Below are 26,899 nucleotides of genomic sequence, written 5' to 3'. Positions count from 1 at the left end.
TTTCTCCCGACCTTTGGGGGGGCTTCATGCCCATTCCCCCAGGGTTTCGTAAACCAGAAAGTAACGACCTTAGGCGGTCAGAACTTCCCAGCGTTTCGTTTTCGAGCGCGGCGCACATTCAATGATGCGAACCTGATCGCCTTCTTTGAAGGTGTTCTGCTCGTCGTGAGCCCGGTATTTCTTGGACTTACGAATCGTCTTCTTCAGAACCGGGTGCGTAAAGCGACGCTCGACCGAAACGGTCACGGTCTGCTCGTTTTTGCTGCTGGTCACGGTGCCGGTCAGGATGCGTTTGGGCATAGTGTTAGGCTCCCTTTTCAGCAGCCGCTTCAGCGGCTTTTTGGTTCAGAATGGTCATCACGCGAGCGGCGCCACGACGGACGACGCGCATGCGTGCAGTATTTTCAAGTTGCCCGGTGGCCTGTTGAAAGCGGAGGTTGAAGGCCTCTTTCTTCAGATTGACCAGCTCTTCACGAAGCTGATCTGGGGTCTTGTCACGTAGTTCAGTGGCGTTCATCGCCCTTTTCCTTTCAACGTCACCGGAACGCCCCTAGCGGGTGACGCCGAATCCGGTGGAGTGCGAGTAGAAGCTGGCTCAATAGGGATAATGGCGGGGCATGGCAAGCACTGATTGGAACTTCGTGCAGAACGTGACCCAAAGCGCCCACTTAAGCGCCCTCCCTGCCCCATCCCAAACCGCGGCACGGCGCCCAAACAACGGGCTGGCACCACAAAGCGCGCGCCCGCCCCTGCAGCCGATAACGAGGTACAAATGGAAAATGGCCCCGCCGGTTTCCCGGCAGGACCATTTTTAAGTTTGTGCAGAGCGAAAATCGCTCAGGCGATTACCAGTCTTCGCGAACCACGAAGCGGGTCTTGATCGGCAGCTTCATTGCAGCAAGGCGCAGGGCCTCGCGCGCAACAACTTCGGTCACGCCGTCCAGTTCGAACATGATCCGGCCGGGTTTCACCCGAGCGGCCCAATAATCGACAGAACCTTTACCTTTACCCATCCGCACTTCGGTCGGCTTGGAGGTGACAGGAACATCCGGGAAAATCCGGATCCAGACACGGCCTTGACGCTTCATGTGACGCGTCATGGCCCGACGGGCAGCTTCGATCTGACGCGCTGTGATACGCTCAGGTTCGGTCGCCTTCAGGGCATAGGTCCCGAAAGAGATGTCCGATCCGCCTTTAGCTTCGCCGTGGATACGGCCTTTGTGCTGTTTGCGGAATTTCGTGCGCTTTGGTTGCAGCATCTGTTCGGTTCCTTACCTACGGTTGCCGGGGCCACGGTTGGTCTGTGCGCCACGTGGCGTCGGACCATCCTGAAGCTCCTGCGCCTTGCGGTCGCGTGCAGCCGGATCGTGCTCCAGAATCTCGCCTTTGAAGATCCAGACCTTGATGCCGATGATGCCGTAGGGCGTCATGGCTTCGACCAAAGCATAGTCGATGTCTGCGCGCAGCGTGTGCAACGGCACCCGACCTTCACGATACCATTCGGTCCGCGCGATCTCGGCACCACCAAGGCGGCCCGCGACGTTCAGACGGATACCAAGGGCACCCATACGCATGGAGTTCTGCACCGCACGCTTCATGGCGCGACGGAAAGACACCCGGCGCTCCAGCTGCTGTGCCACGTTCTCGGCGACCAAATAGGCGTCAAGTTCGGGCTTGCGGACTTCGACGATGTTCAAGTGAACGTCGCTTTTGGTCATCGCGGCAATTTTCTTGCGGAGCGTCTCGATGTCCGCGCCTTTTTTGCCGATGATGACGCCCGGACGTGCAGTGTGGATCGTAACGCGGCACTTCTTGTGCGGACGTTCGATGATCACACGGCTGATCCCGGCTTGCTTGCACTCCTTGCGGATGAACTCGCGAATCCGGATATCTTCCAGCAGCATATCGCCGTAGTCTTTGGTGTCAGCATACCAACGGCTGTCCCAGGTCCGGTTGACCTGAAGCCGCATGCCGACGGGATTGACTTTATTACCCATTAGGCTTGCTCCTCAACCTGGCGGACCTTGATGGTCAGTTCCGAGAACGGCTTCATGATCTTGCCGAACCGGCCACGCGCCCGAGGACGCCCGCGCTTCATGGTCATGTTCTTGCCGACATAAGCTTCGGCAACGATCAGACCGTCCACGTCGAGATTGTGGTTGTTCTCGGCATTCGCGATGGCCGACTGAAGACATTTCTTCACGTCGTCCGAGATACGCTTGGACGAGAACGTCAGATCAGACAGAGCCTTGTCGACCTTCTTGCCGCGAATCATCTGCGCCACGAGGTTCAGTTTTTGCGCGCTTGTACGCAGCATCCGGACTTTCGCCATAGCTTCGTTGTCTGCCACGCGCCGGGGGTTCTTTTCCTTGCCCATGACTTACTTCCGCTTCGCTTTTTTGTCGGCGGCATGGCCATAATAGGTCCGCGTCGGCGAATATTCACCGAACTTCTGACCGATCATGTCTTCGCTGACGTTCACCGGGATGTGTTTCTTGCCGTTGTAAACGCCAAACGTCAGGCCCACAAACTGGGGCAGGATCGTCGAGCGACGCGACCAGATCTTGATGACTTCGTTCTTTCCCGAATCACGGGATTTTTCGGCCTTCTTCAGCACATAGCTGTCGACAAAAGGCCCCTTCCAGACTGAGCGTGCCATCTATTAGCGGCCCTTCTTCTTGGCGTGACGCGAACGCAGGATGAGCTTGCTGGACGCCTTGTTCTTGTCGCGGGTGCGGGCACCTTTGGTCGGCTTACCCCAAGGGGTCACTGGGTGGCGACCACCCGAAGTCCGGCCTTCACCACCACCATGAGGGTGATCAATCGGGTTCATAACCACACCGCGCACCGACGGACGGATGCCCTTGTGACGGTTACGGCCGGCTTTACCGAAGTTTTGGTTGGAGTTGTCAGGGTTCGACACGGCACCAACGGTGGCCATGCATTCCTGACGCACCAGACGCAGTTCGCCCGAAGACAACCGGATCTGAGCGTAGCCGCCATCGCGACCAACGAACTGGGCATAGGTGCCAGCGGCGCGTGCGATCTGGCCGCCCTTGCCTGCTTTCAGCTCGACATTGTGCACGATCGTACCGATCGGCATGCCCGAGAACGGCATCGCGTTGCCCGGCTTAATGTCAACTTTGGCGCCTGCGACGATCTTGTCACCGATCCCAAGACGTTGCGGTGCAAGGATATAAGCCTGCTCGCCGTCATTGTACTGGATCAGCGCGATGAACGCGGTCCGGTTGGGGTCATACTCGATCCGCACGACGATACCGTCGACATCGAATTTGTTACGCTTGAAATCGACGATGCGATAGAGACGCTTCGCGCCACCGCCGCGGCGACGCATCGTGATCCGTCCGGTGTTGTTCCGGCCGCCCATCTTGCTCAGACCCTCAGTGAGGCTCTTAACAGGGCGCCCTTTCCAGAGCTCCGAACGGTCGATCAGAACCAGCCCACGCTGGCCAGGCGTCGTCGGTTTATACGACTTGAGTGCCATGCTTTCTGTCTTCCGTTGTTGTTCTGCCCCGAAGGGCAATCGTCTAATAGTAGCGGCCCCGGATTACTCCGGAGCCGAAGAAGATGCGGAGCTATCAGAGCCCGGTAGAGACGTCAATCGTGTTACCCGCTTCGAGGGTCACATAGGCCTTCTTAACGTCTTTACGTTTGCCGAGCATACCGCGGAACCGCTTGACCTTGCCTTTGGTGACGGTCGTGTTGACGGCCTTCACTTTGACATTGAACAGCGACTCGACCGCTTCTTTGATCTGAGGCTTGTTGGCATCGATTGCCACCTCAAATACCACCGCATTCGCCTCGGAAGCCAAGGTGGCCTTCTCGGTGATGATCGGCTTACGGATCACGTCGTAGTGTTGTGCTTTCGTGCTCATTTCAAACGAGCCTCCAGAGCTTCGACACCAGCTTTGGTCAACACGAGTGTTTCCCGCTTCAAGATGTCATAAACGTTGGCGCCCATCGATGGCAGCAGGTCCACACCTTCGATGTTAGCCGCAGCGCGCGCAAAGTTTGCGTTCACTTCAGCACCATCGATGATCAGAACACGCTTCCAACCGAGGTTCTTAACTGCTTTGGCCAGCAACGCTGTTTTCGCTTCGCTCAGAACGGCTTCGTCCAGAACGATCAGGTTGCCAGTCGCGGCTTTCGAGCTGAGCGCATGCTTCAGACCCAGTTTACGGAACTTCTTGGTCAAATCATGACCGTGGCTCCGTGGAGTCGGACCTTTATAGATACCACCACCGCGGAAGATCGGCGCATTGCGATCCCCGTGACGCGCGCCGCCAGAACCTTTCTGGCGAACGATCTTCTTGGTCGAATAGCTGGTCTCGGACCGAGTCTTCACCTTGTGCGTGCCAGCTTGCGCATTGTTGCGCTGCCAGCGGACGACACGGTGCAGAATGTCAGCGCGTGGTTCCAGGCCGAAGATGTCTTCGCCCAGATCGACGCTGCCGGCTGCAACGCCGTCCAGATTGATCACGTCGAGTTTCATTCCTCGCCTTCCTTCTTCTCAGCAGCGGCGGCCAGTTCAGCAGCAGCTTTTGCAGCTTCAGCTTCTTCAGCAGCGGCCTGAGCCGCGGCTTCAGCCGCCAGACGCTTGGCTTCTTCAGCGATCGAACGCAGACCTGCGGGCAGGATTGCATTCTCGGGGAACGGCTTCTTCACCGCATCCTTGACCGTCACCCAGCCACCCTTGGAGCCCGGAACCGCGCCCTTGACCATGATCAGGCCACGGTCGAAGTCGGTCTTCACGACTTGAAGATTTTGGGTCGTGATACGGGCGGAACCCATATGACCGGCCATCTTCTTGCCCTTAAACACCTTGCCCGGATCCTGACACTGGCCAGTCGAACCGTGCGAACGGTGGCTCACCGACACACCGTGCGACGCCCGAAGACCGCCGAAGTTGTGCCGCTTCATCGCACCTTGGAAGCCTTTACCGATCGAGGTACCGCTGACATCCACGAATTGGCCGGCGAAATAATGATCTGCAGTGATTTCTTCACCAACTTCGATCATGTTTTCGGGGGCAACACGGAATTCCGCGACCTTCCGCTTGGGGGCCACATTCGCAACTGCGAAATGGCCACGCATAGCTTTGCTGACCCGCTTGACCTTGGCCGTACCGGCGCCCAACTGGACGGCGGAATACCCATCGGTCTCGGCAGTGCGCTTAGCAACCACCTGCAGGTTATCGAGTTGAAGGACGGTCACAGGAACCTGCTTTCCATCCTCCAAGAACAAGCGGGTCATGCCCACTTTCTTTGCAATCACACCAGAGCGCATGGTCAGCCCCTTATACCTTGATCTCAACGTCAACACCGGCGGCCAGGTCGAGCTTCATCAGCGCGTCCACTGTCTGCGGCGTTGGGTCGACGATGTCGAGAAGGCGCTTGTGGGTCCGGATTTCGAACTGGTCCCGCGACTTCTTGTTGACGTGGGGGCTCCGGAGAACGGTGAATTTTTCGATCTTGTTCGGCAGCGGGATCGGCCCGCGCACTTGCGCACCGGTCCGCTTGGCCGTGTTGACAATCTCAAGAGTACTCGCATCGAGCACCCGATAGTCAAAGGCCTTCAGCCGGATGCGAATGGTCTGGCTTTGCATTATTCTTTGCCTTTCGCGGCGAGAGAAAGAGAGGTGGAGCGCGGATGATCCCGCGCCCCACAGTCATTCCCGAAGGTCAGTCTAGATTATTCGATGATCTTGGAGACCACGCCGGCACCAACGGTGCGGCCACCTTCACGGATGGCGAAGCGCAGCTTCTCTTCCATCGCGATCGGGGCGATCAGTTCAACGTTGAACTTCAGGTTGTCGCCCGGCATCACCATTTCGGTGCCCTCAGGCAGCACAACCGTGCCGGTCACATCCGTGGTCCGGAAGTAGAACTGCGGACGGTAGTTCGCGAAGAACGGCGTGTGACGGCCGCCCTCTTCCTTGGTCAGGATGTAGGCCTCGGCTTCGAACTTGGTGTGCGGTGCAACCGACTTCGGCTTACACAGAACCTGACCACGCTCAACGCCCTCACGGTCGATGCCGCGCAGCAGAACGCCGACGTTGTCACCAGCTTCACCACGATCGAGCAGCTTGCGGAACATTTCCACGCCGGTACAGGTCGAGGTTTTGGTGTCTTTGATGCCAACGATCTCGATGCTGTCGCCAACATTGATCACGCCGCGCTCGATCCGGCCGGTCACAACAGTCCCACGACCCGAGATCGAGAACACGTCCTCGATGGGCATCAGGAACGGCAGGTCAACCGCGCGCTCAGGGGTCGGGATGTACTCGTCCACAGCCGCCATCAGCTTCTTGATCGACTCTTCGCCGATTTCCGGACGGGTGCCGTTCATCGCGTGCAAAGCCGAACCCGGAATGATCGGGATATCGTCGCCGGGGTAGTCGTAGGAGGACAGCAGCTCGCGGATCTCCATCTCGACCAGCTCGAGCAGCTCTTCGTCGTCCACCTGGTCGACCTTGTTCATGTACACAACCATGTACGGAATGCCGACCTGACGACCGAGCAGGATGTGCTCGCGGGTCTGGGGCATCGGGCCGTCGGCTGCGTTCACAACCAGGATCGCGCCGTCCATCTGGGCAGCACCGGTGATCATGTTTTTGACGTAGTCGGCGTGGCCGGGGCAGTCGACGTGGGCGTAGTGACGGCCTTCGGTCTCATACTCAACGTGAGCGGTCGAGATCGTGATCCCACGTGCCTTCTCTTCCGGCGCGCCGTCGATCTGGTCATAGGCTTTGAAATCGCCGAAATATTTGGTGATTGCAGCCGTCAGCGTCGTCTTGCCGTGGTCAACATGGCCGATCGTGCCAATGTTCACATGCGGCTTGCTGCGGTCGAACTTTGCTTTTGCCATGATGGCCTCCTGTTCTCGTCGGACGGTGGGGAAACGCCCACCCTACGGGGTTGCGGTAGGGTGGGAAAGACCCACCGACCGTTATGCGTATTTCGCTTGAATTTCGTCGCTGATGTTCTGCGGCACGGGATCGTAATGGTCGAACTGCATCGAGAAGTTCGCCCGGCCCGAAGACATCGACCGCAGAGTGTTGATGTACCCGAACATGTTCGCCAGCGGAACGAAGGCTTCGATCGCGATGGCATTGCCACGCGTGTCTTGACCCTGAACCTGCCCGCGACGCGAGGTCAGATCGCCGATCACACCACCGGTATAATCCTCCGGCGTGATGACTTCGACTTTCATGATCGGCTCAAGCAACTTGGCTCCAGCGCGGCGCAGACCTTCGCGCATGCACATCCGGCCTGCGATTTCAAAGGCCAGAACCGAGGAGTCCACGTCGTGGAACTTACCGTCGATCAAGGCAACCTTAACGTCGATCACCGGGAAGCCCGCAAGCGGACCGCTATCCATGACCGACTTCACGCCCTTTTCGACGCCCGGGATGTATTCCTTCGGAACCGCACCACCAACGATCTTGGATTCAAACGAGAACCCTTCGCCCGGTGCTGTCGGCGTGATGATCATCTTGACCTCACCGAACTGACCCGAACCACCCGACTGCTTCTTGTGGGTGTAGGAGTGCTCGATCTCGTGACCGATGGTCTCACGATAAGCCACCTGCGGCGCACCGATATTGGCTTCGACCTTAAATTCACGCTTCAGACGGTCCACCAGAATGTCGAGGTGAAGTTCGCCCATGCCCTTCATGATGGTCTGACCGGATTCCTGATCGGTCTCGACGCGGAAGGACGGATCCTCGGCAGCAAGACGGGCCAGACCCTGAGACATTTTCTCTTGGTCTGCTTTGGTCTTCGGCTCGACCGCGATCTCGATAACCGGATCGGGGAAAGTCATCGTTTCCAGAACCACAGGATCAGCCACCGAACACAGGGTATCCCCAGTGGTGGTGTCTTTCAAACCTGCGAGTGCAATGATGTCGCCCGAAAACGCCTCGTCGATTTCCGACCGGTTGTTCGAGTGCATCATCATCATCCGGCCCACACGCTCTTTCTTCCCCTTGGTGGAGTTGAGCATGGTGTCGCCCTTGTTCAGCTTGCCCGAGTAAATCCGGGTAAACGTCAAGGAACCAACGAAGGGGTCGTTCATGATTTTGAAGGCAAGACCCGAGAAGGCCATGTCATCGTCAGCACGACGGGGAATGTTGCGTGTTTCAGTTTCGTCGCCGGGCTTAAAGCCCATGTAGTCAACCACATCCAGCGGGCTGGGCAGGTAATCGACAACCGCGTTGAGCAACGGCTGGACGCCCTTGTTCTTGAACGCCGAGCCACACAGAACCGGCACGAAGGACATGCTGAGCGTACCCTTACGGATTAGCTTGCGCAGTGTCGGAACGTCGGGCTCATTGCCTTCCAGATACGCTTCCATCGCGTCGTCATCCATGTCGACGGCGATTTCGATCAGGTTGGCGCGCCACTCGTCGGCAAGATCCTTCAGCTCGTCGCGAATCTCGCACTGAATCCAGGTCGCGCCCAGATCTTCGCCCTTCCAGACCCACTCCTTCATGGTGACGAGATCGATCAAGCCTTCCAGCTCGGTCTCGGACCCGATTGGGATCTGAATCGGAGCCGGAATTGCTCCGGTCCGGTCAGCAATCATGCGAACACAGTTAAAGAAGTCAGCGCCGATCTTGTCCATCTTGTTGACGAACACGATGCGCGGAACTTTGTAACGGTCGGCCTGACGCCAAACAGTTTCGGTCTGCGGCTCAACACCCGCGTTGGCATCCAAAACAGCAACCGCACCGTCGAGCACCGCCAGCGACCGTTCAACTTCAATAGTGAAGTCAACGTGGCCGGGGGTGTCGATGATGTTCAGACGGTGCTTTTCAGTATCCGGCGTGGTGCCGTCCTCAGTGCGCTCCCAGAATGTGGTGGTCGCTGCCGAGGTGATCGTGATGCCCCGTTCCTGCTCCTGCTCCATCCAATCCATGGTTGCGGCGCCATCATGCACCTCACCAAGGTTGTGGGACTTGCCGGTGTAGAACAGGATCCGCTCCGAACAGGTAGTTTTACCTGCATCGATATGCGCCATGATACCAAAGTTACGGTACCGGGAAAGGGGATAGTCACGTGCCATTGGGTCAGTCCTTCAGGCGAAAATAGAGATTACCAGCGGTAGTGGCTGAATGCCTTGTTGGCGTCGGCCATTTTATGGGTGTCTTCGCGCTTTTTAACAGCCGTTCCACGCATGTTCACAGCATCGACCAACTCACCGGCCAGACGCTCTTCCATGGTGTTTTCGTTGCGCTTGCGCGCAGCAATGATCAGCCAGCGAATAGCCAAGGCTTCGCGACGCTCAGGACGAACTTCGACAGGCACCTGGTAGGTCGCACCACCGACGCGGCGCGAACGCACCTCGACCGACGGCTTGATGTTTTCCAGCGCCTCGTGAAAGACCTCGACCGGAGCTTTCTTCAGCTTCGACTCAACGCGATCAAACGCGTTGTAGACGATTCCTTCGGCGACGGATTTCTTACCGTCAACCATCAGGTTGTTCATGAATTTCGTAAGAACGCGGTCGCCGAACTTGGCATCGGGCAGAACTTCGCGTTTTTCAGCAGCGTGACGACGGGACATTTCTGCCTCTCCTTATTTGGGGCGCTTAGCGCCATATTTCGAACGCCGCTGCTTACGGTCCTTGACGCCTTGCGTGTCGAGCACGCCGCGCAAGATATGGTAGCGGACACCCGGAAGGTCTTTCACACGACCGCCGCGGATCAGCACAACAGAGTGCTCCTGGAGGTTGTGGCTCTCACCGGGGATATAGCTGATAACTTCGAAGCCGTTTGTCAGGCGCACCTTGGCGACCTTCCGCATAGCCGAGTTCGGCTTTTTCGGAGTGGTCGTGTAGACGCGGGTGCAAACACCACGCTTCTGAGGGCAGGACTCCAAGTGCTGTGACTTAGAGCGTTTAACTTTGGGCTGCCGCGGCTTGCGGATCAGCTGTTGGATCGTTGGCATTCCGGTTTTTTCCCCGCGTTGCGCATCATTTTCGTCTCGGCAGCACGCCGCAGAGACGTGCAGGTTCATCAGTTTGCGTCGGACCCTGCGGACAAACGCAAAAACCGCTCCCGCTCCCAACTCCGGGGAACGACGCGGCGGGTTCCAGAGGATCGGGGCTTTAGGCCCGGATCTTGACCACGGTAAATCTGACCCGATCATGGAGATTTCCCGACCGGTTCGGCGGCGTATAGAGGGAGTCGCAGGGGGTGTCAACAGGCACAGGGAAAGACTATCCCAATCCGGCCCCAAACCGGCATGGCCCCGGCAGATTGGTCATGACCTAAGCGGCGGGTTTCCCCCTGCCCTTCTGTCAAAACCCTGCCCAGGCCGCGCGCCATGCCTATCGTGCCTTTCAGCGCCGAGTGCAAGCCCAAGCGGTTGGGGCCGTAGAGTCAACGCGTTACCGCCCAGACGTCACCTGCGGGCCTGTCAGCCCCCGCCATCCCACCCCGTTCATGAAGACGCATCGCACACGCCTGCCCCCCAGGCATGACCCACCGGCGCAGAGAGCGTGATCTAGCGTAGGCGCGACGGCTGACCTCCCTACCGCACCGGCCCAACGAAAAAGGCCCCCCGCGTTGCGGAGGGCCTTTGTTCTGATTGTGAGGAAGATCAGCTTCAGCTGTTTTCCGGCGTCTCCACCAGAGTCTCTTCCGGATCTGCACCGAACACGTCGTTTGCAGTGGTCTGCGGCTCAGGAGCCGCGAGAGCCAGCGCCGCTTCGGCTTCGGCCTTCTTCTCGTCCACGACCAGCTGATCGCGGTCGAGAGCGATCTTGCGAACCCGCATGCTGGCGCCGCCCGTCCCTGCGGGGATCAGACGCCCAACGATGACGTTCTCTTTCAGGCCAACCAGTTTGTCGCGCTTGCCCTGAACCGAAGCCTCGGTCAGCACCCGCGTGGTTTCTTGGAACGACGCCGCCGAGATAAACGACCGGGTCTGAAGCGATGCCTTGGTGATCCCCAGCAGGATTGGCTCGGCCGTGGCCGGACGCATCCCGTTGTTGAGCGCCTTGGTGTTCATCTCTTCCAATTCGGCCTTGTCGACATGTTCGCCCTTCAGAAGGGTGGTCTCGCCGCTGTCCAACACTTCGAACTTTTGCAGCATTTGCCGCACGATCACTTCGATGTGCTTGTCGTTGATCTTCACGCCCTGCAGGCGATAGACGTCCTGCACTTCGTCGATCAGGTAGTCGGCCAGCGCCTCGATCCCCATGATCCGCAAGATGTCATGCGGCGCGGGGTTGCCATCCATGATGTAGTCGCCCTTCTGGACGAAATCGCCCTCGGCAACCGGGATGTGCTTGCCCTTGGGCACCATGTATTCGACCGTGTCCAGCGTATCGTCTGCTGGCTCGATGCTGATGCGACGCTTGTTCTTATAGTCGCGCCCGAACCGGACATAGCCGTCAACTTCGGCGATGATGGCGTGATCCTTGGGACGACGGGCTTCGAACAGTTCGGCCACACGCGGCAGACCACCGGTGATGTCCTTGGTCTTGGCACCCTCGCGCGGAATACGCGCCACCACGTCACCGGCTTTGACTTCTTGGCCTTCTTCGACCGAGAGAATCGCATCCACCGACATCCCATAGGTCACCGGGTTTCCGGCATCGTTGCGCATCGGTTCGCCGGTTTCCGGATCCATGATGATGATCTCGGGCTTCAGGTCGTTGCCTTTCGGCGCGGAGCGCCAGTCGATCACGATCTTCTGCGTCATGCCGGTCGCTTCGTCGGTATCTTCGCGCACGGCAATACCGGACGCCAGATCAACGAATTTCGCGACACCATCCCGTTCAGCAATCATCGGCAGGGTGTAGGGGTCCCATTCGTACAGCTTCTCGCCGCGCCCGACCTTTTGGCCGTTCTTGACGTGCAGCTTGGTCCCGTAACCCAGCTTGTGGCTGGCACGTTCCTCACCGTTCTCGTCGATGACGACGATCTGCATGTTCCGGCCAATGACGATCTGATCGCCAGCAGCGTTGGTCAGCAGGTTAGGATTGCGGAACTCGGCCTTCCCTTCGACGCTACTTTCTTGGAACGACTGTTGGCCACCCTGCGCAATCCCGCCAATGTGGAAGGTCCGCATGGTCAACTGTGTGCCCGGCTCGCCGATCGACTGGGCCGCGATGATGCCAACGGCTTCACCTTGGTTCACCAGCGTACCACGAGCAAGGTCACGGCCATAGCACATGGCGCAGACGCCTTCATCTGCTTCACAGGTCAGCGGCGACCGGATCCGCATCTTGGCCACGCCAGCAGCCTCGATCAGATCGGCTTTGCGTTCGTCGATCAACTCGTTCTGAGTCAGCAGCACTTCATCCGTGCCCGGACGCAGCACATCATCAGCCGAAACCCGACCAAGGATGCGTTCCGCCAGCGACGACACCACTTCACCATCATTTACGGCCGCTTCAGCCGTGATGGCCTTGTCGGTGCCGCAATCATGGCTGCGCACGATGCAATCCTGCGCCACGTCCACCAAACGACGGGTCAGATAACCCGAGTTCGCCGTCTTAAGCGCGGTATCAGCCAGACCCTTCCGAGCCCCGTGGGTGGAGTTAAAGTACTCCAACACGGTCAGACCTTCTTTAAAGTTCGAGATGATCGGCGTCTCGATGATCGAGCCATCCGGCTTGGCCATCAGACCGCGCATCCCGCCGAGCTGCTTCATCTGAGCGGGCGAACCACGGGCCTTGGAGTGGGCCATCATGTAAACCGAGTTCGGTTCCTGCTCGACCCCATCTTCAACCCGCATCGCCGAGATGTCGGCCATCATCGCATCCGCGACCTGATCCGAACACTTCGACCACGCGTCGATCACTTTGTTATACTTCTCGCCCTGAGTGATCAGGCCGTCCATATACTGCTGCTCGAACTCTTTGACCTGATCCTTGACGCCGTTGACAATCGTCCACTTGCTGTCCGGGATCACCATGTCGTCCTTACCGAACGAAATGCCGGCCTTGAACGCTTCGCGGAACCCGAGGGTCATGATCTGGTCACAGAAGATAACCGACTCTTTTTGGCCACAATAACGATAGACCGAGTCGATGACCTGCTGAACTTCACCCTTGCGCAGCAGACGGTTCACCAGATCGAACGGTGCTTTCGCGTTCAGCGGCAGCAGCGCACCCAACCGGATCCGGCCAGGCGTGGTTTCGAACCGGCGGAAGACTTCGTTGCCCTCTTCGTCGATCTGCTTGATCCGCGCCGTAACTTTGGCGTGCAGATGGACAGCGCCGGAATCCAGTGCGTACTGAACTTCGTCGACATCCGCGAAGACCATGCCTTCGCCCTTCATGCCTTTGCGTTCCAGCGTGACGTAATAGAGGCCAAGAATCATATCCTGCGACGGCACGATGATCGGTGCGCCGTTTGCAGGCGACAGAACGTTGTTCGTGGACATCATCAGGACGCGCGCTTCCAGCTGAGCCTCAAGGCTCAGAGGGACGTGCACAGCCATCTGGTCGCCGTCAAAGTCAGCGTTGAACGCCGAGCAAACCAGCGGGTGCAGCTGGATCGCCTTACCTTCGATCAGCTTCGGCTCAAACGCCTGAATGCCAAGACGGTGCAAGGTTGGTGCGCGGTTCAGCATCACGGGATGCTCGCGGATCACCTCGTCAAGAATGTCCCAAACTTCAGGACGCTCTTTTTCCACCAGCTTCTTGGCTTGTTTGACGGTCGAGCTAAGCCCCTTCGCCTCAAGACGGCTGTAGATGAACGGCTTGAACAGCTCGAGCGCCATCTTCTTCGGCAGCCCGCACTGATGCAGCTTCAATTCCGGCCCGGTCACGATGACCGAACGACCCGAGAAGTCGACCCGTTTGCCCAAAAGGTTCTGACGGAAGCGGCCCTGCTTCCCCTTCAGCATATCGCTGAGGGATTTCAACGGACGCTTGTTGGCACCGGTGATGACGCGGCCACGACGACCGTTATCAAACAGCGCATCGACCGATTCCTGCAACATCCGCTTTTCGTTCCGAACGATGATGTCCGGCGCGCGCAGCTCAATCAAACGCTTGAGGCGGTTGTTCCGGTTGATCACCCGGCGATACAGATCGTTCAGGTCGGACGTTGCAAAGCGGCCCCCATCCAGCGGCACCAGCGGGCGCAGCTCAGGCGGGATGACCGGCACAACCGTCAAAATCATCCATTCCGGGCGGTTGCCGGACTCGATGAAGTTTTCGACGATCTTCAGGCGCTTGATGATCTTCTTGGGCTTCAATTCGCCCGTGGCTTCTTTCAGATCTTCGCGCAACGTCGCGGCTTCGGCTTCCAGATCGATCTGGGCCAGCATGTCGCGAATGGCTTCAGCCCCGATACCGGCAGTGAACGCGTCGGCGCCATAAGCGTCCTGCGCATCCATGAACTCGTCTTCCTGCATAAGCTGACCATAGGTCAGGTCTGTCAGGCCGGGTTCAATCACCACGTAGTTTTCGAAGTACAGAATCCGTTCCAGATCCCGCAGGGTCATGTCCAGCATCAGACCGATCCGGCTGGGCAACGACTTCAGGAACCAGATATGCGCAACCGGCGCTGCCAGTTCGATATGGCCCATCCGCTCGCGGCGGACCTTTTGCAGCGTGACTTCCACGCCGCATTTCTCGCAGACAACGCCGCGATACTTCATGCGTTTATATTTGCCGCACAGGCATTCGTAATCTTTGATCGGGCCAAAGATACGGGCACAGAATAGGCCGTCGCGCTCGGGCTTGAACGTCCGGTAGTTGATGGTCTCGGGCTTTTTGATCTCGCCGAAGGACCACGACAGGATCCGTTCGGGAGATGCCAACGACACCTTGATTTCGTCAAACGTCTTCACCGGGGCGACCGGATTGAACGGGTTATTGGTCAGTTCCTGGTTCATTTTGCGTCCTTACATGTCAGGGGATGGGATGATCGAGGCGCGAGCGCCTCAATCCTCCTCCGCATCCAGGAGTTCCATGTTGAGGCCCAAGCCGCGGACCTCTTTGACGAGAACGTTGAACGATTCCGGTACACCGGCTTCGAAGTTGTCCTCGCCTTTGACGATCGATTCATAGACCTTGGTCCGGCCGGCAACGTCATCCGACTTCACCGTCAGCATCTCTTGCAGGGTGTAGGCGGCGCCGTAAGCTTCCAGAGCCCAGACCTCCATCTCCCCGAAGCGCTGACCACCGAACTGCGCTTTACCGCCCAGCGGCTGCTGGGTGACCAAGCTGTAAGGCCCGGTCGAACGCGCGTGGATCTTGTCGTCCACAAGGTGGTGCAGTTTCAGCAGGTACTTGACCCCAACCGTCACTTTGCGGGCGAATTCCTCGCCGGTGCGGCCGTCGAACAGGCGGGACTGGCCCGACTGGTCAAATCCAGCACGCAGCAGCGCATCGTTCACGCCCTCTTCGCGCGCACCGTCAAAGACGGGCGTTGCGATTGGGACACCGCGGGTAACGTTGGACGCCGCCTCAACCAGACGCTTGTCGTCCATGTCTTTGATGCCTTCTTCAAAGACATCATCGCCATAGCCGATCCGCATTGCTTCACGCACCGGGGTCAGATCACCATTGCGGCGGTAATCCTGCAGCGCCTCGTCGATCTTGATGCCAAGACCGCGGCTTGCCCAACCCATGTGGGTTTCCAGAATCTGACCGACGTTCATCCGCGACGGCACACCCAGCGGGTTCAGACAGAAGTCGACCGGGGTCCCGTCCGCAAGGAACGGCATGTCCTCCATCGGAACAACCTTGGAAATAACACCCTTGTTGCCGTGACGTCCGGCCATTTTGTCGCCCGGTTGCAGCTTGCGCTTCACCGCCACGAACACTTTGACCATCTTCATCACGCCCGGGGGCAGATCGTCGCCACGACGGACCTTTTCGACCTTATCCTCAAAGCGCGCGTCCAGCGCCCGACGCTGTGCGTCGAACTGGGCGTTCAGAGCTTCGACCTGCTTGGCCTCTTGCTCTTCTTCCAGAGCCAACTGCCACCACTGACCTTTGGACAGAGTCGCCAGCAAGTCCTCGGTGATTTCCGAACCCGGCTTGACGCCTTTGGGGCCCTTCACCGCGATCTTGCCGTGGATCATGGAATTCAGGCGCGAATAGATGTTGCGCTCAAGGATCGCCAACTCGTCATCACGGTCACGCGACAGACGTTCGACTTCTTCGCGCTCGATCTGAACTGCACGTTCGTCTTTGTCGACGCCGTGACGGTTGAACACCCGCACTTCCACGATCGTGCCGTAGTCACCCGGGGGCAACCGCAGCGACGTATCCCGCACGTCCGAGGCTTTTTCCCCGAAGATGGCGCGCAGAAGCTTTTCTTCCGGCGTCATCGGGCTTTCGCCCTTGGGCGTGATCTTACCAACCAGAATATCCGCCGGACCGACTTCGGCACCGATATAAACAATCCCGGCTTCGTCGAGGTTGCGCAGAGCTTCCTCACCGACGTTGGGAATGTCGCGGGTGATTTCTTCTGGCCCAAGCTTGGTGTCGCGCGCCGCCACTTCGAACTCATCAATGTGGATCGAGGTGAACACGTCGTCCCGGGTAATCCGCTCGGAGATCAGGATCGAGTCTTCGTAGTTGTAGCCATTCCACGGCATAAAGGCGACGATGACGTTCTTACCAAGCGCCAGTTCCCCCATATCGGTGGATGGACCATCGGCGATCACTTCGCCTTTGGTGACCATGTCACCCACCTTCACCAGTGGCCGCTGATTGATACAGCTGTTCTGGTTCGAGCGCTGGAACTTGCGCATCCGATAGATGTCGACGCCCGGATCGCTGGGATCCAGATCGTCGGTCGCACGGACCACGATACGGGTCGCATCAACCTGGTCGATGATACCGGTCCGCTTCGCCACAATCGCGGCGCCACTGTCGCGGGCAACAACTTCCTCGATGCCGGTGCCGACCAGAGGCGCTTCGGCCTGCAGCAACGGAACCGCCTGACGCTGCATGTTCGAGCCCATCAAGGCGCGGTTGGCGTCGTCGTTTTCAAGGAACGGGATAAGCGAGGCCGCAACCGACACCAACTGCTTCGGCGACACGTCGATCAGGTCGACATTCTCGCGCGGGCTCATGGTGTAGTCGCCCGATTGCCGGGTGTTCACCAGATCGTTGATGAAATAGCCGTTCTCGTCCAGCTGCGCGTTGGCCTGCGCCACGGTATGACGCATTTCTTCAGTCGCAGACATGTACTGCACTTCGTCGGTCACGTGACCGTCAACCACTTTGCGGTAAGGGGTCTCGATGAAGCCGTACTTGTTCACCCGCGCGAAGGTGGCGAGCGAGTTGATCAGACCAATGTTCGGGCCTTCCGGGGTCTCAATCGGGCACATCCGGCCGTAGTGCGTGGTGTGCACGTCGCGGACTTCAAAGCCAGCACGTTCGCGGGTCAAACCGCCCGGCCCAAGCGCCGACAAGCGGCGCTTGTGGGTGACTTCCGACAGCGGGTTGGTTTGGTCCATGAACTGCGACAGCTGCGACGAGCCGAAGAATTCACGTACAGACGCGGCAGCAGGCTTGGCGTTGATCAGGTCCTGCGGCATCACCGTGTCGATTTCGACCGACGACATCCGCTCTTTGATTGCCCGCTCCATGCGGAGCAGACCAACGCGGTACTGGTTTTCCATCAATTCCCCGACCGAGCGCACACGACGGTTGCCCAGGTGGTCGATGTCGTCGATGTCGCCCTTGCCGTCACGCAATTCCACCAGCGCCTTGATACAGGCAACGATGTCAGCTTTGCGCAGGGTCCGCTGGGTGTCTTCAGCATCGAGGTTCAGACGCATGTTCATCTTGACCCGGCCAACGGCGCTGAGGTCATAGCGTTCGCTATCGAAGAACAATGTGTCGAACAGGGCCGAGGCCGCGTCAACGGTCGGCGGCTCGCCCGGGCGCATCACACGGTAGATATCCATGAGCGCGGTATCGCGGTTCATGTTCTTGTCCGCAGCCATCGTGTTACGGATGTAAGGACCGACATTGATGTTATCGATGTCGAGAACCGGAATATCGGTGATGCCAGCGTCGATCAGCTCTTTCAAGGTGCCGCCGGAAACATCGCCTTCCTTGTTCAGCTCCCACGTCAACTCATCGCCAGCTTCGACATAAATCGCGCCGGTTTCTTCGTTGATGATGTCTTTGGCCACATAGCGACCGATGATCGAATCGAACGGAACCAGCAGTTCCTTGACATTGCCTTCGTCGATCATCTGCTTGACAGCGCGCGGCGTGATCTTCTTGCCAGCCTCGGCAACGATCTCGCCAGTTGCGGCATCGACAAGGTCATGCACCGGGCGCGTGCCCCGCGACCGTTCCGGGAAGAACTTGGTCGCCCAGCCGCGATTGTTCATCAAGCGGAATGACACGGTATCGTAATACGCATCACAGATATCCTCTTGGTCCAAACCAAGCGAATACAGCAATGTCGTTACCGGCAATTTCCGGCGACGGTCGATCCGCGCGTAGATCTGGTCTTTGGCGTCGAATTCGAAATCCAACCACGACCCGCGATACGGGATGATCCGGCAGGCAAACAGCAACTTGCCCGAAGAGTGAGTCTTGCCCTTGTCGTGATCGAAGAACACGCCGGGGCTGCGGTGCATCTGCGACACAATAACGCGCTCGGTCCCGTTGACGATAAACGTGCCGTTCGGTGTCATCAAAGGCATGTCGCCCATGAAGACATCTTGCTCTTTGATGTCCTTGACCGATTTTGCGCCGGTATCTTCGTCGATATCAAACACGATCAGACGCAGTGTCACCTTCAAAGGTGCCGCGTAGGTCATGTCGCGCTGCTGACATTCCTCAACGTCATATTTCGGCTTTTCCAGCTCGTAACTGACAAATTCCAAAACCGACGTCTCGTTGAAGTCTTTAATCGGGAAGACCGATTGGAACACGCCTTTCAGGCCTTCGCCATCCAGCGGAACCGGGCTGTCGCCGGACCTTAGAAACAAATCATAGGAGGATTTCTGAACTTCAATGAGGTTCGGCATCGCCAGAACTTCACGAATTTTCCCATAATACTTGCGGAGTCGCTTCTGGCCAAGGAAGGTCTGAGCCATATGTCTTATCGCCTTTCGTTTCGTCCGGAAACAACCACCGCCGGGGCCACGGGGTGCATCCTTGAAACAGGGGGGACGGTCCATGCTGGCACCCTTCCCAGGGGGCGCCTTCCGACCAGTTCCCGCCGCCTGGAGAGGACCCGGTGCAGACGGGTCCTCTCCAAGATGCGGACGGCTGAGCCCGGAAAGACCGGGCTCAGCCAAGGTATGTCAGGGTCGGACCCGGATAGGGTCCGCCATGATTACTTCAGTTCGATCTCGGCGCCAACGGCTTCGAGTTTCGCTTTGATGTCGTCTGCTTCAGCTTTGGCAACGCCTTCTTTGACGGGCTTGCCACCAGCTTCGACCAGTTCCTTGGCTTCTTTCAGGCCAAGACCGGTGATCGCGCGGACTTCTTTGATGACTTTGATTTTCTCAGCGCCAGCGGCTTTGAGGATCACGTCGAACTCGGTCTGCTCTTCTGCAGCTTCTGCAGAGGCAGCCGGGCCGGCCATCATGACTGCGCCACCGGCAGCCGGTTCGATGCCATACTCGTCCTTGAGGATGGTTTTCAGTTCCTGTGCTTCGAGAAGCGTCAGGTTAACGATTTGTTCAGCAAGTGCTTTCAGATCAGCCATTTTCTCTGTTCCGTCTTATATGATGTGTTCCAGCGTCCTGATGGCGCCACACACGGGGGTCTCACGCGGCTTCGCCGCGCTCCTCGATTGTCGAAAGAATGCTCGCAATGTTCGAAGCAGGTGCGCCAATAGCCCCGGCAATGTTCGAAGCAGGTGCGCCAATACAGCCGACGATGGAAGCAATAAGCTCATCGCGCGACGGCATTTTCGACACGGCCTCAACACCAGCCCGGTCCAGAGCCGTCTCTCCCATTGCCCCGCCTAGGATCAAGAACTTCTTGTTATCCTTGGCGAAATCCTCGGCTACCTTGGCTGCTGCCACGGGATCCTCGGAGTAGGAAAGAACGGTCATGCCCGTCAAAAGCGAACCAATGCTTGCGCACGGTTTGCCCTCAAGGGCGATCTTGGCGAGCCTGTTTTTGGCAACACGTACGGACCCACCGGCAGTACGCATACGCGCCCGCAGATCCTGCATTTCGGCAACCGTGAGTCCCGCGTAATGGGCAACCACTACAACGCCAGAGCTTTCGAAGATCTGGCCGAGTTCGTCGACCAATTTCTCTTTCTGGGCTCTATCCACAGTTTCACTCCAAATTTGAGGGGTCTCCCCCTCGGCTCACGTCGTGCTGAGTTTCCTCAGCGTTCGGGTCCTATGTCAGGGTCCCGAGGTCAGATCGCCCGAGGGCCGGAAAACCGGCACCCAGAGAAATGTCTCGATCCCCATCTCAGGAAGGATATTAAGCCCCTACCTGTCAGTCTTGCGACCAGCAGCAGGCGCCCCCTCCGTCTCGGACAGGACAGGGTCCACGGCCGAAGCCTGATCCCTGTCATTCAGCAGGTCACCCTGCCAAATCTTGTGTGCTCAGACTGCCGAAGCAGCCGAGTCGACCGATACCGAAACGCCCGGGCCCATTGTCGAGCTTAGGTTGATCCGCTTCAGATAGGCGCCCTTGGCACCTGCCGGCTTAGCTTTGGCCACCGCATCGACGAAAGCACGGATGTTTTCAGCCAGCTGTGCGGCGTCAAACGATGCTTTGCCAACACCGGCGTGAACCACACCAGCTTTTTCGGCCTTGAACTGAACTTCTCCGCCCTTGGCGTTGGCAACAGCAGTTGCCACATCCATGGTCACGGTTCCGACTTTCGGGTTCGGCATCAAGTTGCGCGGCCCGAGGATTTTACCCAGACGGCCAACGATCGGCATCATGTCCGGCGTTGCGATGCAACGATCGAAGTCGATCTTGCCGCCTTGGATGGCTTCCATCAGGTCTTCTGCGCCAACAATGTCAGCACCAGCTGCGGTTGCTTCATCGGCCTTAGGGCCACGCGCAAACACAGCAACGCGAACAGTTTTGCCCGTGCCGTTTGGCAGGGTCACAACGCCGCGAACCATTTGGTCTGCGTGACGCGGATCAACCCCAAGGTTCATCGCGATCTCAATGGTCTCGTCGAATTTCGCGGTGGCATTGGCCTTGATCAGGCTTACTGCATCTTCCAGCGAAATGTTGTCTTTGCCAGCGAAGGCGAGACGGGCGGATTTGGTACGTTTTCCAAGCTTTGCCATGATCTTAGCCTTTCACCTCGATACCCATCGACCGGGCGGAGCCCAGGATGACCTTCATCGCGGCCTCAACGTCGTTCGCGCTAAGGTCTTTCATCTTGGCTTCGGCGATTTCACGCACCTGAGCCACAGTGACATAGCCAGCGGTTTCCCGCGACGGCGTCTTGGCACCGGATTTCAGCTTAGCGGCTTTTTTCAGGAAGTAAGACGCCGGCGGCGACTTGATGTCGATGGTGAACGACTTGTCCTGATAATAGCTGATGACGGTCGGGCACGGTGCGCCGACTTCCATTTCCTGCGTCTTGGCGTTGAACGCCTTACAGAATTCCATGATGTTGATGCCGCGCTGACCCAGCGCCGGACCAACCGGCGGGCTGGGGTTTGCTTTGCCTGCAGGAACCTGCAGTTTCAACGTCCCGATCAGTTTCTTGGCCATGCGGCCTCTCCTTCTTGTCAACACCAGCCTGACGCGTCAGGCGGCTCTTGTTGCTGTGGTGCGGTCACCCGGGCGCGCCCGGCCTTCCTCCCACAGGGGTCGCTCAGGCGTCTTTATTGACCTGAGTGAATTCCAGTTCGACCGGGGTTTCCCGACCAAAGATCGATACGGTCACCTTCAGGCGCTGCGCATCTTCGTCTACTTCTTCGACAGTGCCTTCGAAATCTTCGAATGGCCCTTCGTTGACCTTCACGCGCTCACCGATCTCAAAGTGGATCAGCGTCCGAGGCGATGCTTCGCCCTCTTCCACGCGGTTCAGGATTTGGTTCACTTCGGCATCCCGCATGGGCATCGGCTTGCCCTGCTGGCCCAAGAATCCGGTGACCCGGTTAATACTGCTGATCAGGTGATAGCCCTGATCGGTCATCTCCATCCGAACCAGGACATAGCCAGGCATGAAGCGACGTTCGGCGGTGACTTTCTTGCCACGGCGCACCTCGATCACTTCTTCGGTCGGAACAAGTACCTCTTCGATTTCGTCTTCGAGGCCCTTCTCGATGACCTCGGTGCGAATCTGTTCCGCGATCTTCTTCTCGAAGTTCGACAGAACGCTCACCGAATACCATCGTTTCGCCATATTGCCCGCCGCCCCGTTCTGACCCGAAGGCCCTGTTTCTTGAATCTCTGTGTCTCGCAGCCCGGACGCAAAAAGCGGCGTGCAATACGAATCGTTGCACACCTCTCGCCGGAACTAGGCGGTGTGCTAGCCGTTGAGCCCGGACTTTGCAAGCCCCAAACCCACCAGCATCACCCGACTGTGTTCAGCTTCCGAAGAAGGCGAGGGTGAATTTCAGTCCCGTACGGATCAATACATCCACCGTAAAGAACAGCAGCGACGTCAGGGACGCCATCACCAGCACCATGGCCGTGGTCAGAAGGACCTCACGCTGACCGGGCCAGGTGATCTTGGCGACCTCGCCGCGGACCTGTTGGATGAACTTGAGGGGATTGGTCATGGCCATAGGACGTCCTGTTGTCGCGATCTGGGTCAAATACGCCTGAGCCGCCGGGAGTTCAAGACCGAACCGGACCCGCCGGTGTCGCAGCCCGGAACTCTGTCCGACGCGATCACGGGTCACCCTAGGTTGGCTTGCCGCTGTGGTGAAATGACTGGCAGGGGCTGGGGGACTCGAACCCACGACCCTCGGTTTTGGAGACCGATGCTCTACCAACTGAGCTAAGCCCCTGCAATCAGCGCGGGGATAATTCGAAACGCGCAGCACTTCAAGCGGAAACCGCCCTGTCACCCACCTGTTTTTGGCATCTGTCGAAATTTGGCCCCGCCCCTGCCCCCAGACATGCAAAGGCCGCCCGCAATGCGGACGGCCCAGCCTGATCGATGGGCGACGCGCGCCCGAAGGTCAGTATAGATTATTCGATGATCTTGGAGACCACGCCGGCACCGACGGTGCGGCCACCTTCACGGATGGCGAAGCGCAGCTTCTCTTCCATCGCGATCGGGGCGATCAGTTCAACGTTGAACTTCAGGTTGTCGCCCGGCATCACCATTTCGGTGCCCTCAGGCAGCACAACCGTGCCGGTCACATCCGTGGTCCGGAAGTAGAACTGCGGACGGTAGTTCGCGAAGAACGGCGTGTGACGGCCGCCTTCTTCCTTGGTCAGGATGTAGGCCTCGGCTTCGAACTTGGTGTGCGGTGCAACCGACTTCGGCTTACACAGAACCTGACCACGCTCAACGCCCTCACGGTCGATGCCGCGCAGCAGAACGCCGACGTTGTCACCAGCTTCCCCACGATCCAGCAGCTTGCGGAACATTTCCACGCCGGTACAGGTCGAGGTTTTGGTGTCCTTGATGCCAACGATTTCGATGCTGTCGCCAACATTGATCACGCCGCGCTCGATCCGGCCGGTCACAACAGTCCCACGACCCGAGATCGAGAACACGTCCTCGATGGGCATCAGGAACGGCAGGTCAACCGCGCGCTCAGGGGTCGGGATGTACTCATCCACAGCCGCCATCAGCTTCTTGATCGACTCTTCGCCGATTTCCGGACGGGTGCCGTTCATCGCGTGCAGCGCCGAACCCGGAATGATCGGGATATCGTCTCCAGGGTAGTCGTAGGAGGACAGCAGCTCGCGGATCTCCATCTCGACCAGCTCGAGCAGCTCTTCGTCGTCCACCTGGTCGACCTTGTTCATGTACACAACCATGTACGGAATGCCGACCTGACGACCGAGCAGGATGTGCTCGCGGGTCTGGGGCATCGGGCCGTCGGCTGCGTTCACAACCAGGATCGCGCCGTCCATCTGGGCAGCACCGGTGATCATGTTTTTGACGTAGTCGGCGTGGCCGGGGCAGTCGACGTGGGCGTAGTGACGGCCTTCGGTCTCATACTCAACGTGAGCGGTCGAGATCGTGATCCCACGTGCCTTCTCTTCCGGCGCGCCGTCGATCTGGTCATAGGCTTTGAAATCGCCGAAATATTTGGTGATTGCAGCCGTCAGCGTCGTCTTGCCGTGGTCAACATGGCCGATCGTGCCAATGTTCACATGCGGCTTGCTGCGGTCGAACTTTGCTTTTGCCATGATCTAAGGCGCCTCTGCTTGGGGCGAGTGCTTCTGCCCGGGGTCTGTCAACGCGGGCTCGTTACAAAGCGCAGCCCGGAAAATCAAGAGCCTGTTTTGGTGGCCGTGGCCGGTGCCGCAACGGCATCTCCGCTGCGTTCGGGTCTGGACCGGGCCCCGCCGAACCAATTTTCGTTCTTCCGTAGCCACAATTCGATCTCAATTGCGGCGTTATCGGCGACCTCCAGCAATTGCTGTTCGGCGCTTTGAGTATAGCCCGATCCCATCACGGTATCGCCGCCAGCATCCTCGAACACCGTCAAATTCAGGGTTTCCGGGTTCAAGCGCACCGGCACATCGTTGTAAACATTGACCGACAACAGCAGCATGGACCGCGGCGCCAACAGAATCGGCACCCCCGGATAGGCCAGCACGAATGCCTGCACCTTGATCCCCAGCGAATAGGTCTCATCACCCTTGAAGCGACCAAACCGCGCAGTCACCGCATCGGTCACCGCCGCCTTCAGCGCCGCATCTTCAATATCGCGCGACAACGGCCCCCGGGTTGGATCATCCGACACCACAACAACCCGGTCGAGGCGGAAATTTCCAAGGCCCGAGGCCTGCGTGGCGCTGTCAAGTTCGGTGGTGCAGGCCGACAGGCCCACGACGGCAGCCAAGGCGAAGGCCGCACAGACGGCGCGAGAAAGTAGCATCGAGCGTTCCTTAGTCCTGAGCCGTTCGGGGGTCGGCCCCATCTGCTAGCGCACCCGGCCTCAAAGGAAAAGGCCCGCCATTGCCGGCGGGCCAGTTCTCATCATGCAGCGCAGGCAGCGCCGGTTCAAAGTTTTTCGGTCAGTTCCGGCAATGCGGTGAACAGATCGGCAACCAAGCCGTAATCGGCCACCTGAAAGATCGGCGCCTCTTCGTCCTTGTTGATCGCCACGATGACCTTACTGTCCTTCATGCCCGCAAGATGCTGGATCGCGCCCGAAATCCCCACAGCGATATAGAGATCCGGTGCCACCACCTTGCCGGTCTGCCCGACCTGCCAGTCATTCGGCGCAAAGCCCGAATCGACCGCAGCGCGGCTGGCCCCGACAGCGGCCCCCAACTTGTCGGCCAAAGCCTCGATCAGGTGGAAATCCGCCTCTGAGCCGACGCCGCGTCCGCCGGACACCACGATGCCCGCGCTGGTCAGCTCTGGCCGGTCGCTTGCGGCCAGCTTGTCCTCAACCCAGTGCGACAGGCCCGGATCTGCGGCCGCATCCAGCATCTCGACCGGTGCCGCCGCGCCCGTCCCTGCCAAATCAAAGGTCGAAGCCCGGATCGACACCACCTTGATGGCATCCCGCGATTTTACGGTTTGAATGGCGTTCCCGGCATAGACCGGACGTTCAAACGTGTCCGCATCGACGACGCCGGACACATCGGTAATCACCATCACATCCAGCAGGGCCGCGACCCGGGGCAGGATGTTTTTGGCATCGGTGGTGGCCGGTGCCACGATATGGGAATATTCGCCCGCCAGTGACACGATCAGCGCCGCCGTCGGCTCTGCCAGACGATGCCCATAAAGATCATGTTCGGCGCACAGCACCCGCGACACGCCCGCGATGGTCGCCGCTTCTTCCGCCGCCTTGGCGCAGGTGGCGCCAACACACAGCACCGTCACATCGCCCAAGCCCGCCACTGCGGCCACGGTCTTAGAGGTGGCATCCAACGACAGTTCGCCGTCATTCACTTCGCCCAGAAGAAGAACCGCCATCAGATTACCCCCGCATCTTTGAGTTTCGTCACCAGTTCATCGACCGAGGCCACCTTGATCCCGGCCGCGCGCACTGCGGGCTCAGCCGTCTTGATCACCTCAAGCCGGGGGCTGATATCGACGCCGTAATCTTCCGCCGTCTTCGCCTCCAACGGCTTGCGCTTTGCCTTCATGATGTTGGGCAGGCTGGCATAGCGCGGCTCGTTCAGACGCAAATCCACCGTCACGATCGCTGGCAACGTGACCTTGATGGTCTGCAAACCGCCATCGACCTCACGGGTCACGGTCGCCGCGCCATTCGCGATCTCGATTTTCGAAGCATTGGTCGCCTGCGACCAGCCCAACAGGGCCGCCAGCATCTGACCGGTGGCGTTCAGATCGTTGTCGATCGCCTGCTTGCCCGCCAGAACCAGTTCCGGCGCTTCGGTGTCGATCACCGCCTTCAACAGCTTGGCCACGGCCAGCGGTTCGATATCGGTCTGCACGTCCGCAGTGGCCTCAATTAAAATCGCCCGGTCCGCGCCCATGGCTAGGGCCGTGCGCAGGGTCTCTTGGGCCTGCTTGACGCCAATGGACACCACCACGATTTCGCTGGCAATGCCCGCCTCTTTCAGGCGGATGGCTTCTTCCACCGCGATTTCATCGAAGGGATTCATGGACATCTTAACGTTCGCAAGATCGACGCCGGACCCGTCCGCTTTGACGCGGACCTTCACGTTATAGTCGATCACGCGTTTTACGGGGACCAGTATTTTCATCGTGTCTGTCTCCTCTGGACTGTCGTCGTGCGTGGATTGGGTCGGGTCTAGACAATCCGTCCCGTGACATACAGACCCAAAATGATGCGGCGCAGCACGCAACGCGACA

27 protein-coding genes and 1 tRNA gene are annotated in these 26,899 nt (G+C 58.8%); all 28 read right to left on the bottom strand.

Translation table 11 applies throughout. From position 1 onward, the window contains the following. Window positions 1-69: 69 nt before the first annotated feature. On the bottom strand, window positions 70-300 hold the full coding sequence (gene rpsQ, locus BV911_RS08905) for a 30S ribosomal protein S17 (RefSeq protein ID WP_086053256.1): 231 nt from the start codon (window positions 298-300) through the stop codon (window positions 70-72). A 4-nt stretch (window positions 301-304) separates the two neighbouring features. Further along, on the bottom strand, window positions 305-517 hold the full coding sequence (gene rpmC / locus BV911_RS08900; protein WP_086053255.1) for a 50S ribosomal protein L29: 213 nt from the start codon (window positions 515-517) through the stop codon (window positions 305-307). Window positions 518-845: 328 nt separating this feature from the next. Next, window positions 846-1,259, bottom strand: coding sequence for a 50S ribosomal protein L16 (gene rplP / locus BV911_RS08895; protein ID WP_086053254.1), 414 nt, complete (start codon window positions 1,257-1,259; stop codon window positions 846-848). Between the two features lie 12 nt (window positions 1,260-1,271). After that, on the bottom strand, window positions 1,272-1,997 hold the full coding sequence (rpsC, locus tag BV911_RS08890) for a 30S ribosomal protein S3 (protein ID WP_086053253.1): 726 nt from the start codon (window positions 1,995-1,997) through the stop codon (window positions 1,272-1,274). Beyond that, window positions 1,997-2,377: a 50S ribosomal protein L22 gene (rplV, locus tag BV911_RS08885; RefSeq protein WP_086053252.1), complete on the bottom strand. Its 381-nt coding sequence runs from the start codon at window positions 2,375-2,377 to the stop codon at window positions 1,997-1,999. Before rplV ends, rpsC begins: the two co-directional genes overlap by 1 nt. Before the next feature lie 3 nt (window positions 2,378-2,380). After that, the gene (gene rpsS, locus BV911_RS08880) at window positions 2,381-2,659 is read right to left on the bottom strand and encodes a 30S ribosomal protein S19 (protein ID WP_086053251.1); all 279 of its coding nucleotides are present in this window, start codon (window positions 2,657-2,659) and stop codon (window positions 2,381-2,383) included. Between the two features lie 3 nt (window positions 2,660-2,662). Beyond that, complete coding sequence (rplB, locus tag BV911_RS08875) at window positions 2,663-3,505, bottom strand: 50S ribosomal protein L2 (protein WP_086053250.1); 843 nt, start codon at window positions 3,503-3,505, stop codon at window positions 2,663-2,665. 94 nt (window positions 3,506-3,599) lie between these two features. Then, window positions 3,600-3,896, bottom strand: coding sequence for a 50S ribosomal protein L23 (locus BV911_RS08870; RefSeq protein WP_086053249.1), 297 nt, complete (start codon window positions 3,894-3,896; stop codon window positions 3,600-3,602). Continuing rightward, complete coding sequence (gene rplD, locus BV911_RS08865; RefSeq protein WP_086053248.1) at window positions 3,893-4,513, bottom strand: 50S ribosomal protein L4; 621 nt, start codon at window positions 4,511-4,513, stop codon at window positions 3,893-3,895. The genes BV911_RS08870 and rplD overlap by 4 nt, the downstream gene beginning before the upstream one ends. Next, entirely contained in the window at window positions 4,510-5,307 is a 798-nt protein-coding gene (rplC, locus tag BV911_RS08860; RefSeq protein ID WP_086053247.1) for a 50S ribosomal protein L3, read from the bottom strand. The genes rplD and rplC overlap by 4 nt, the downstream gene beginning before the upstream one ends. 10 nt (window positions 5,308-5,317) lie before the next feature. Then, entirely contained in the window at window positions 5,318-5,626 is a 309-nt protein-coding gene (gene rpsJ, locus BV911_RS08855) for a 30S ribosomal protein S10 (RefSeq protein ID WP_086053246.1), read from the bottom strand. A gap of 86 nt (window positions 5,627-5,712) precedes the next feature. Then, window positions 5,713-6,888: an elongation factor Tu gene (gene tuf, locus BV911_RS08850; RefSeq protein WP_086053235.1), complete on the bottom strand. Its 1,176-nt coding sequence runs from the start codon at window positions 6,886-6,888 to the stop codon at window positions 5,713-5,715. 81 nt (window positions 6,889-6,969) lie between these two features. Then, window positions 6,970-9,087 carry an elongation factor G gene (fusA, locus tag BV911_RS08845; protein WP_086053245.1) on the bottom strand — a complete coding sequence of 706 codons (2,118 nt, stop codon included), beginning with the start codon at window positions 9,085-9,087 and terminating at the stop codon, window positions 6,970-6,972. Window positions 9,088-9,116: 29 nt separating this feature from the next. Further along, complete coding sequence (gene rpsG, locus BV911_RS08840; protein WP_086053244.1) at window positions 9,117-9,587, bottom strand: 30S ribosomal protein S7; 471 nt, start codon at window positions 9,585-9,587, stop codon at window positions 9,117-9,119. A gap of 12 nt (window positions 9,588-9,599) precedes the next feature. Beyond that, window positions 9,600-9,971, bottom strand: a complete 372-nt coding sequence (gene rpsL / locus BV911_RS08835) for a 30S ribosomal protein S12 (RefSeq protein ID WP_008182915.1) — start codon at window positions 9,969-9,971, stop codon at window positions 9,600-9,602. A 660-nt stretch (window positions 9,972-10,631) separates the two neighbouring features. Beyond that, window positions 10,632-14,882, bottom strand: coding sequence for a DNA-directed RNA polymerase subunit beta' (rpoC, locus tag BV911_RS08830; RefSeq protein ID WP_086053243.1), 4,251 nt, complete (start codon window positions 14,880-14,882; stop codon window positions 10,632-10,634). Window positions 14,883-14,930: 48 nt separating this feature from the next. Continuing rightward, window positions 14,931-19,064 carry a DNA-directed RNA polymerase subunit beta gene (gene rpoB / locus BV911_RS08825; RefSeq protein ID WP_086053242.1) on the bottom strand — a complete coding sequence of 1,378 codons (4,134 nt, stop codon included), beginning with the start codon at window positions 19,062-19,064 and terminating at the stop codon, window positions 14,931-14,933. Between the two features lie 242 nt (window positions 19,065-19,306). Beyond that, window positions 19,307-19,681, bottom strand: a complete 375-nt coding sequence (gene rplL / locus BV911_RS08820; RefSeq protein WP_086053241.1) for a 50S ribosomal protein L7/L12 — start codon at window positions 19,679-19,681, stop codon at window positions 19,307-19,309. Window positions 19,682-19,742: 61 nt separating this feature from the next. After that, complete coding sequence (rplJ, locus tag BV911_RS08815) at window positions 19,743-20,261, bottom strand: 50S ribosomal protein L10 (RefSeq protein WP_086053240.1); 519 nt, start codon at window positions 20,259-20,261, stop codon at window positions 19,743-19,745. A 282-nt stretch (window positions 20,262-20,543) separates the two neighbouring features. Continuing rightward, window positions 20,544-21,245 carry a 50S ribosomal protein L1 gene (rplA, locus tag BV911_RS08810; RefSeq protein WP_086053239.1) on the bottom strand — a complete coding sequence of 234 codons (702 nt, stop codon included), beginning with the start codon at window positions 21,243-21,245 and terminating at the stop codon, window positions 20,544-20,546. A gap of 4 nt (window positions 21,246-21,249) precedes the next feature. Next, complete coding sequence (rplK, locus tag BV911_RS08805; RefSeq protein WP_086053238.1) at window positions 21,250-21,678, bottom strand: 50S ribosomal protein L11; 429 nt, start codon at window positions 21,676-21,678, stop codon at window positions 21,250-21,252. A 103-nt stretch (window positions 21,679-21,781) separates the two neighbouring features. Then, window positions 21,782-22,315, bottom strand: coding sequence for a transcription termination/antitermination protein NusG (gene nusG, locus BV911_RS08800; protein ID WP_086053237.1), 534 nt, complete (start codon window positions 22,313-22,315; stop codon window positions 21,782-21,784). A gap of 184 nt (window positions 22,316-22,499) precedes the next feature. Next, window positions 22,500-22,694, bottom strand: coding sequence for a preprotein translocase subunit SecE (gene secE, locus BV911_RS08795; protein ID WP_168184025.1), 195 nt, complete (start codon window positions 22,692-22,694; stop codon window positions 22,500-22,502). A 155-nt stretch (window positions 22,695-22,849) separates the two neighbouring features. Then, a tRNA-Trp gene (locus BV911_RS08790) sits at window positions 22,850-22,925 on the bottom strand. 184 nt (window positions 22,926-23,109) lie between these two features. Then, complete coding sequence (gene tuf, locus BV911_RS08785; RefSeq protein WP_086053235.1) at window positions 23,110-24,285, bottom strand: elongation factor Tu; 1,176 nt, start codon at window positions 24,283-24,285, stop codon at window positions 23,110-23,112. A gap of 83 nt (window positions 24,286-24,368) precedes the next feature. Further along, window positions 24,369-24,980: a hypothetical protein gene (locus BV911_RS08780; RefSeq protein WP_086053234.1), complete on the bottom strand. Its 612-nt coding sequence runs from the start codon at window positions 24,978-24,980 to the stop codon at window positions 24,369-24,371. 125 nt (window positions 24,981-25,105) lie between these two features. Continuing rightward, on the bottom strand, window positions 25,106-26,032 hold the full coding sequence (locus BV911_RS08775) for an electron transfer flavoprotein subunit alpha/FixB family protein (protein ID WP_086053233.1): 927 nt from the start codon (window positions 26,030-26,032) through the stop codon (window positions 25,106-25,108). After that, window positions 26,032-26,790 carry an electron transfer flavoprotein subunit beta/FixA family protein gene (locus BV911_RS08770; RefSeq protein ID WP_086053232.1) on the bottom strand — a complete coding sequence of 253 codons (759 nt, stop codon included), beginning with the start codon at window positions 26,788-26,790 and terminating at the stop codon, window positions 26,032-26,034. The genes BV911_RS08775 and BV911_RS08770 overlap by 1 nt, the downstream gene beginning before the upstream one ends. Between the last annotated feature and the right edge of the window lie 109 nt (window positions 26,791-26,899).

It is taken from the genome of Pseudoruegeria sp. SK021, assembly GCF_002119405.1.
GTDB lineage: Bacteria > Pseudomonadota > Alphaproteobacteria > Rhodobacterales > Rhodobacteraceae > Meridianimarinicoccus.
The sequence above is the reverse complement of the archived record's forward strand: the minus strand, read 5'-3'. Positions and strand labels throughout refer to the sequence as shown.

What these genes read in the sequence shown, in the direction of transcription:
- rpsG (WP_086053244.1), bottom strand. Translation starts at nt 9,587, where the DNA reads ATGTCCCGTCGTCACGCTGCTGAAAAACGCGAAGTTCTGCCCGATGCC.
- rpoC (WP_086053243.1), bottom strand. Translation starts at nt 14,882, where the DNA reads ATGAACCAGGAACTGACCAATAACCCGTTCAATCCGGTCGCCCCGGTG.
- rpsC (WP_086053253.1), bottom strand. Translation starts at nt 1,997, where the DNA reads ATGGGTAATAAAGTCAATCCCGTCGGCATGCGGCTTCAGGTCAACCGG.
- rpsS (WP_086053251.1), bottom strand. Translation starts at nt 2,659, where the DNA reads ATGGCACGCTCAGTCTGGAAGGGGCCTTTTGTCGACAGCTATGTGCTG.
- nusG (WP_086053237.1), bottom strand. Translation starts at nt 22,315, where the DNA reads ATGGCGAAACGATGGTATTCGGTGAGCGTTCTGTCGAACTTCGAGAAG.
- rplD (WP_086053248.1), bottom strand. Translation starts at nt 4,513, where the DNA reads ATGAAACTCGACGTGATCAATCTGGACGGCGTTGCAGCCGGCAGCGTC.
- rplA (WP_086053239.1), bottom strand. Translation starts at nt 21,245, where the DNA reads ATGGCAAAGCTTGGAAAACGTACCAAATCCGCCCGTCTCGCCTTCGCT.
- rplP (WP_086053254.1), bottom strand. Translation starts at nt 1,259, where the DNA reads ATGCTGCAACCAAAGCGCACGAAATTCCGCAAACAGCACAAAGGCCGT.
- rplL (WP_086053241.1), bottom strand. Translation starts at nt 19,681, where the DNA reads ATGGCTGATCTGAAAGCACTTGCTGAACAAATCGTTAACCTGACGCTT.
- rpsL (WP_008182915.1), bottom strand. Translation starts at nt 9,971, where the DNA reads ATGCCAACGATCCAACAGCTGATCCGCAAGCCGCGGCAGCCCAAAGTT.
- secE (WP_168184025.1), bottom strand. Translation starts at nt 22,694, where the DNA reads ATGACCAATCCCCTCAAGTTCATCCAACAGGTCCGCGGCGAGGTCGCC.
- rplK (WP_086053238.1), bottom strand. Translation starts at nt 21,678, where the DNA reads ATGGCCAAGAAACTGATCGGGACGTTGAAACTGCAGGTTCCTGCAGGC.
- rpoB (WP_086053242.1), bottom strand. Translation starts at nt 19,064, where the DNA reads ATGGCTCAGACCTTCCTTGGCCAGAAGCGACTCCGCAAGTATTATGGG.
- BV911_RS08780 (WP_086053234.1), bottom strand. Translation starts at nt 24,980, where the DNA reads ATGCTACTTTCTCGCGCCGTCTGTGCGGCCTTCGCCTTGGCTGCCGTC.
- rpsJ (WP_086053246.1), bottom strand. Translation starts at nt 5,626, where the DNA reads ATGCAAAGCCAGACCATTCGCATCCGGCTGAAGGCCTTTGACTATCGG.
- rplV (WP_086053252.1), bottom strand. Translation starts at nt 2,377, where the DNA reads ATGGGCAAGGAAAAGAACCCCCGGCGCGTGGCAGACAACGAAGCTATG.
- BV911_RS08770 (WP_086053232.1), bottom strand. Translation starts at nt 26,790, where the DNA reads ATGAAAATACTGGTCCCCGTAAAACGCGTGATCGACTATAACGTGAAG.
- tuf (WP_086053235.1), bottom strand. Translation starts at nt 24,285, where the DNA reads ATGGCAAAAGCAAAGTTCGACCGCAGCAAGCCGCATGTGAACATTGGC.
- rpmC (WP_086053255.1), bottom strand. Translation starts at nt 517, where the DNA reads ATGAACGCCACTGAACTACGTGACAAGACCCCAGATCAGCTTCGTGAA.
- rplC (WP_086053247.1), bottom strand. Translation starts at nt 5,307, where the DNA reads ATGCGCTCTGGTGTGATTGCAAAGAAAGTGGGCATGACCCGCTTGTTC.
- BV911_RS08775 (WP_086053233.1), bottom strand. Translation starts at nt 26,032, where the DNA reads ATGGCGGTTCTTCTTCTGGGCGAAGTGAATGACGGCGAACTGTCGTTG.
- rpsQ (WP_086053256.1), bottom strand. Translation starts at nt 300, where the DNA reads ATGCCCAAACGCATCCTGACCGGCACCGTGACCAGCAGCAAAAACGAG.
- fusA (WP_086053245.1), bottom strand. Translation starts at nt 9,087, where the DNA reads ATGGCACGTGACTATCCCCTTTCCCGGTACCGTAACTTTGGTATCATG.
- BV911_RS08870 (WP_086053249.1), bottom strand. Translation starts at nt 3,896, where the DNA reads ATGAGCACGAAAGCACAACACTACGACGTGATCCGTAAGCCGATCATC.
- tuf (WP_086053235.1), bottom strand. Translation starts at nt 6,888, where the DNA reads ATGGCAAAAGCAAAGTTCGACCGCAGCAAGCCGCATGTGAACATTGGC.
- rplB (WP_086053250.1), bottom strand. Translation starts at nt 3,505, where the DNA reads ATGGCACTCAAGTCGTATAAACCGACGACGCCTGGCCAGCGTGGGCTG.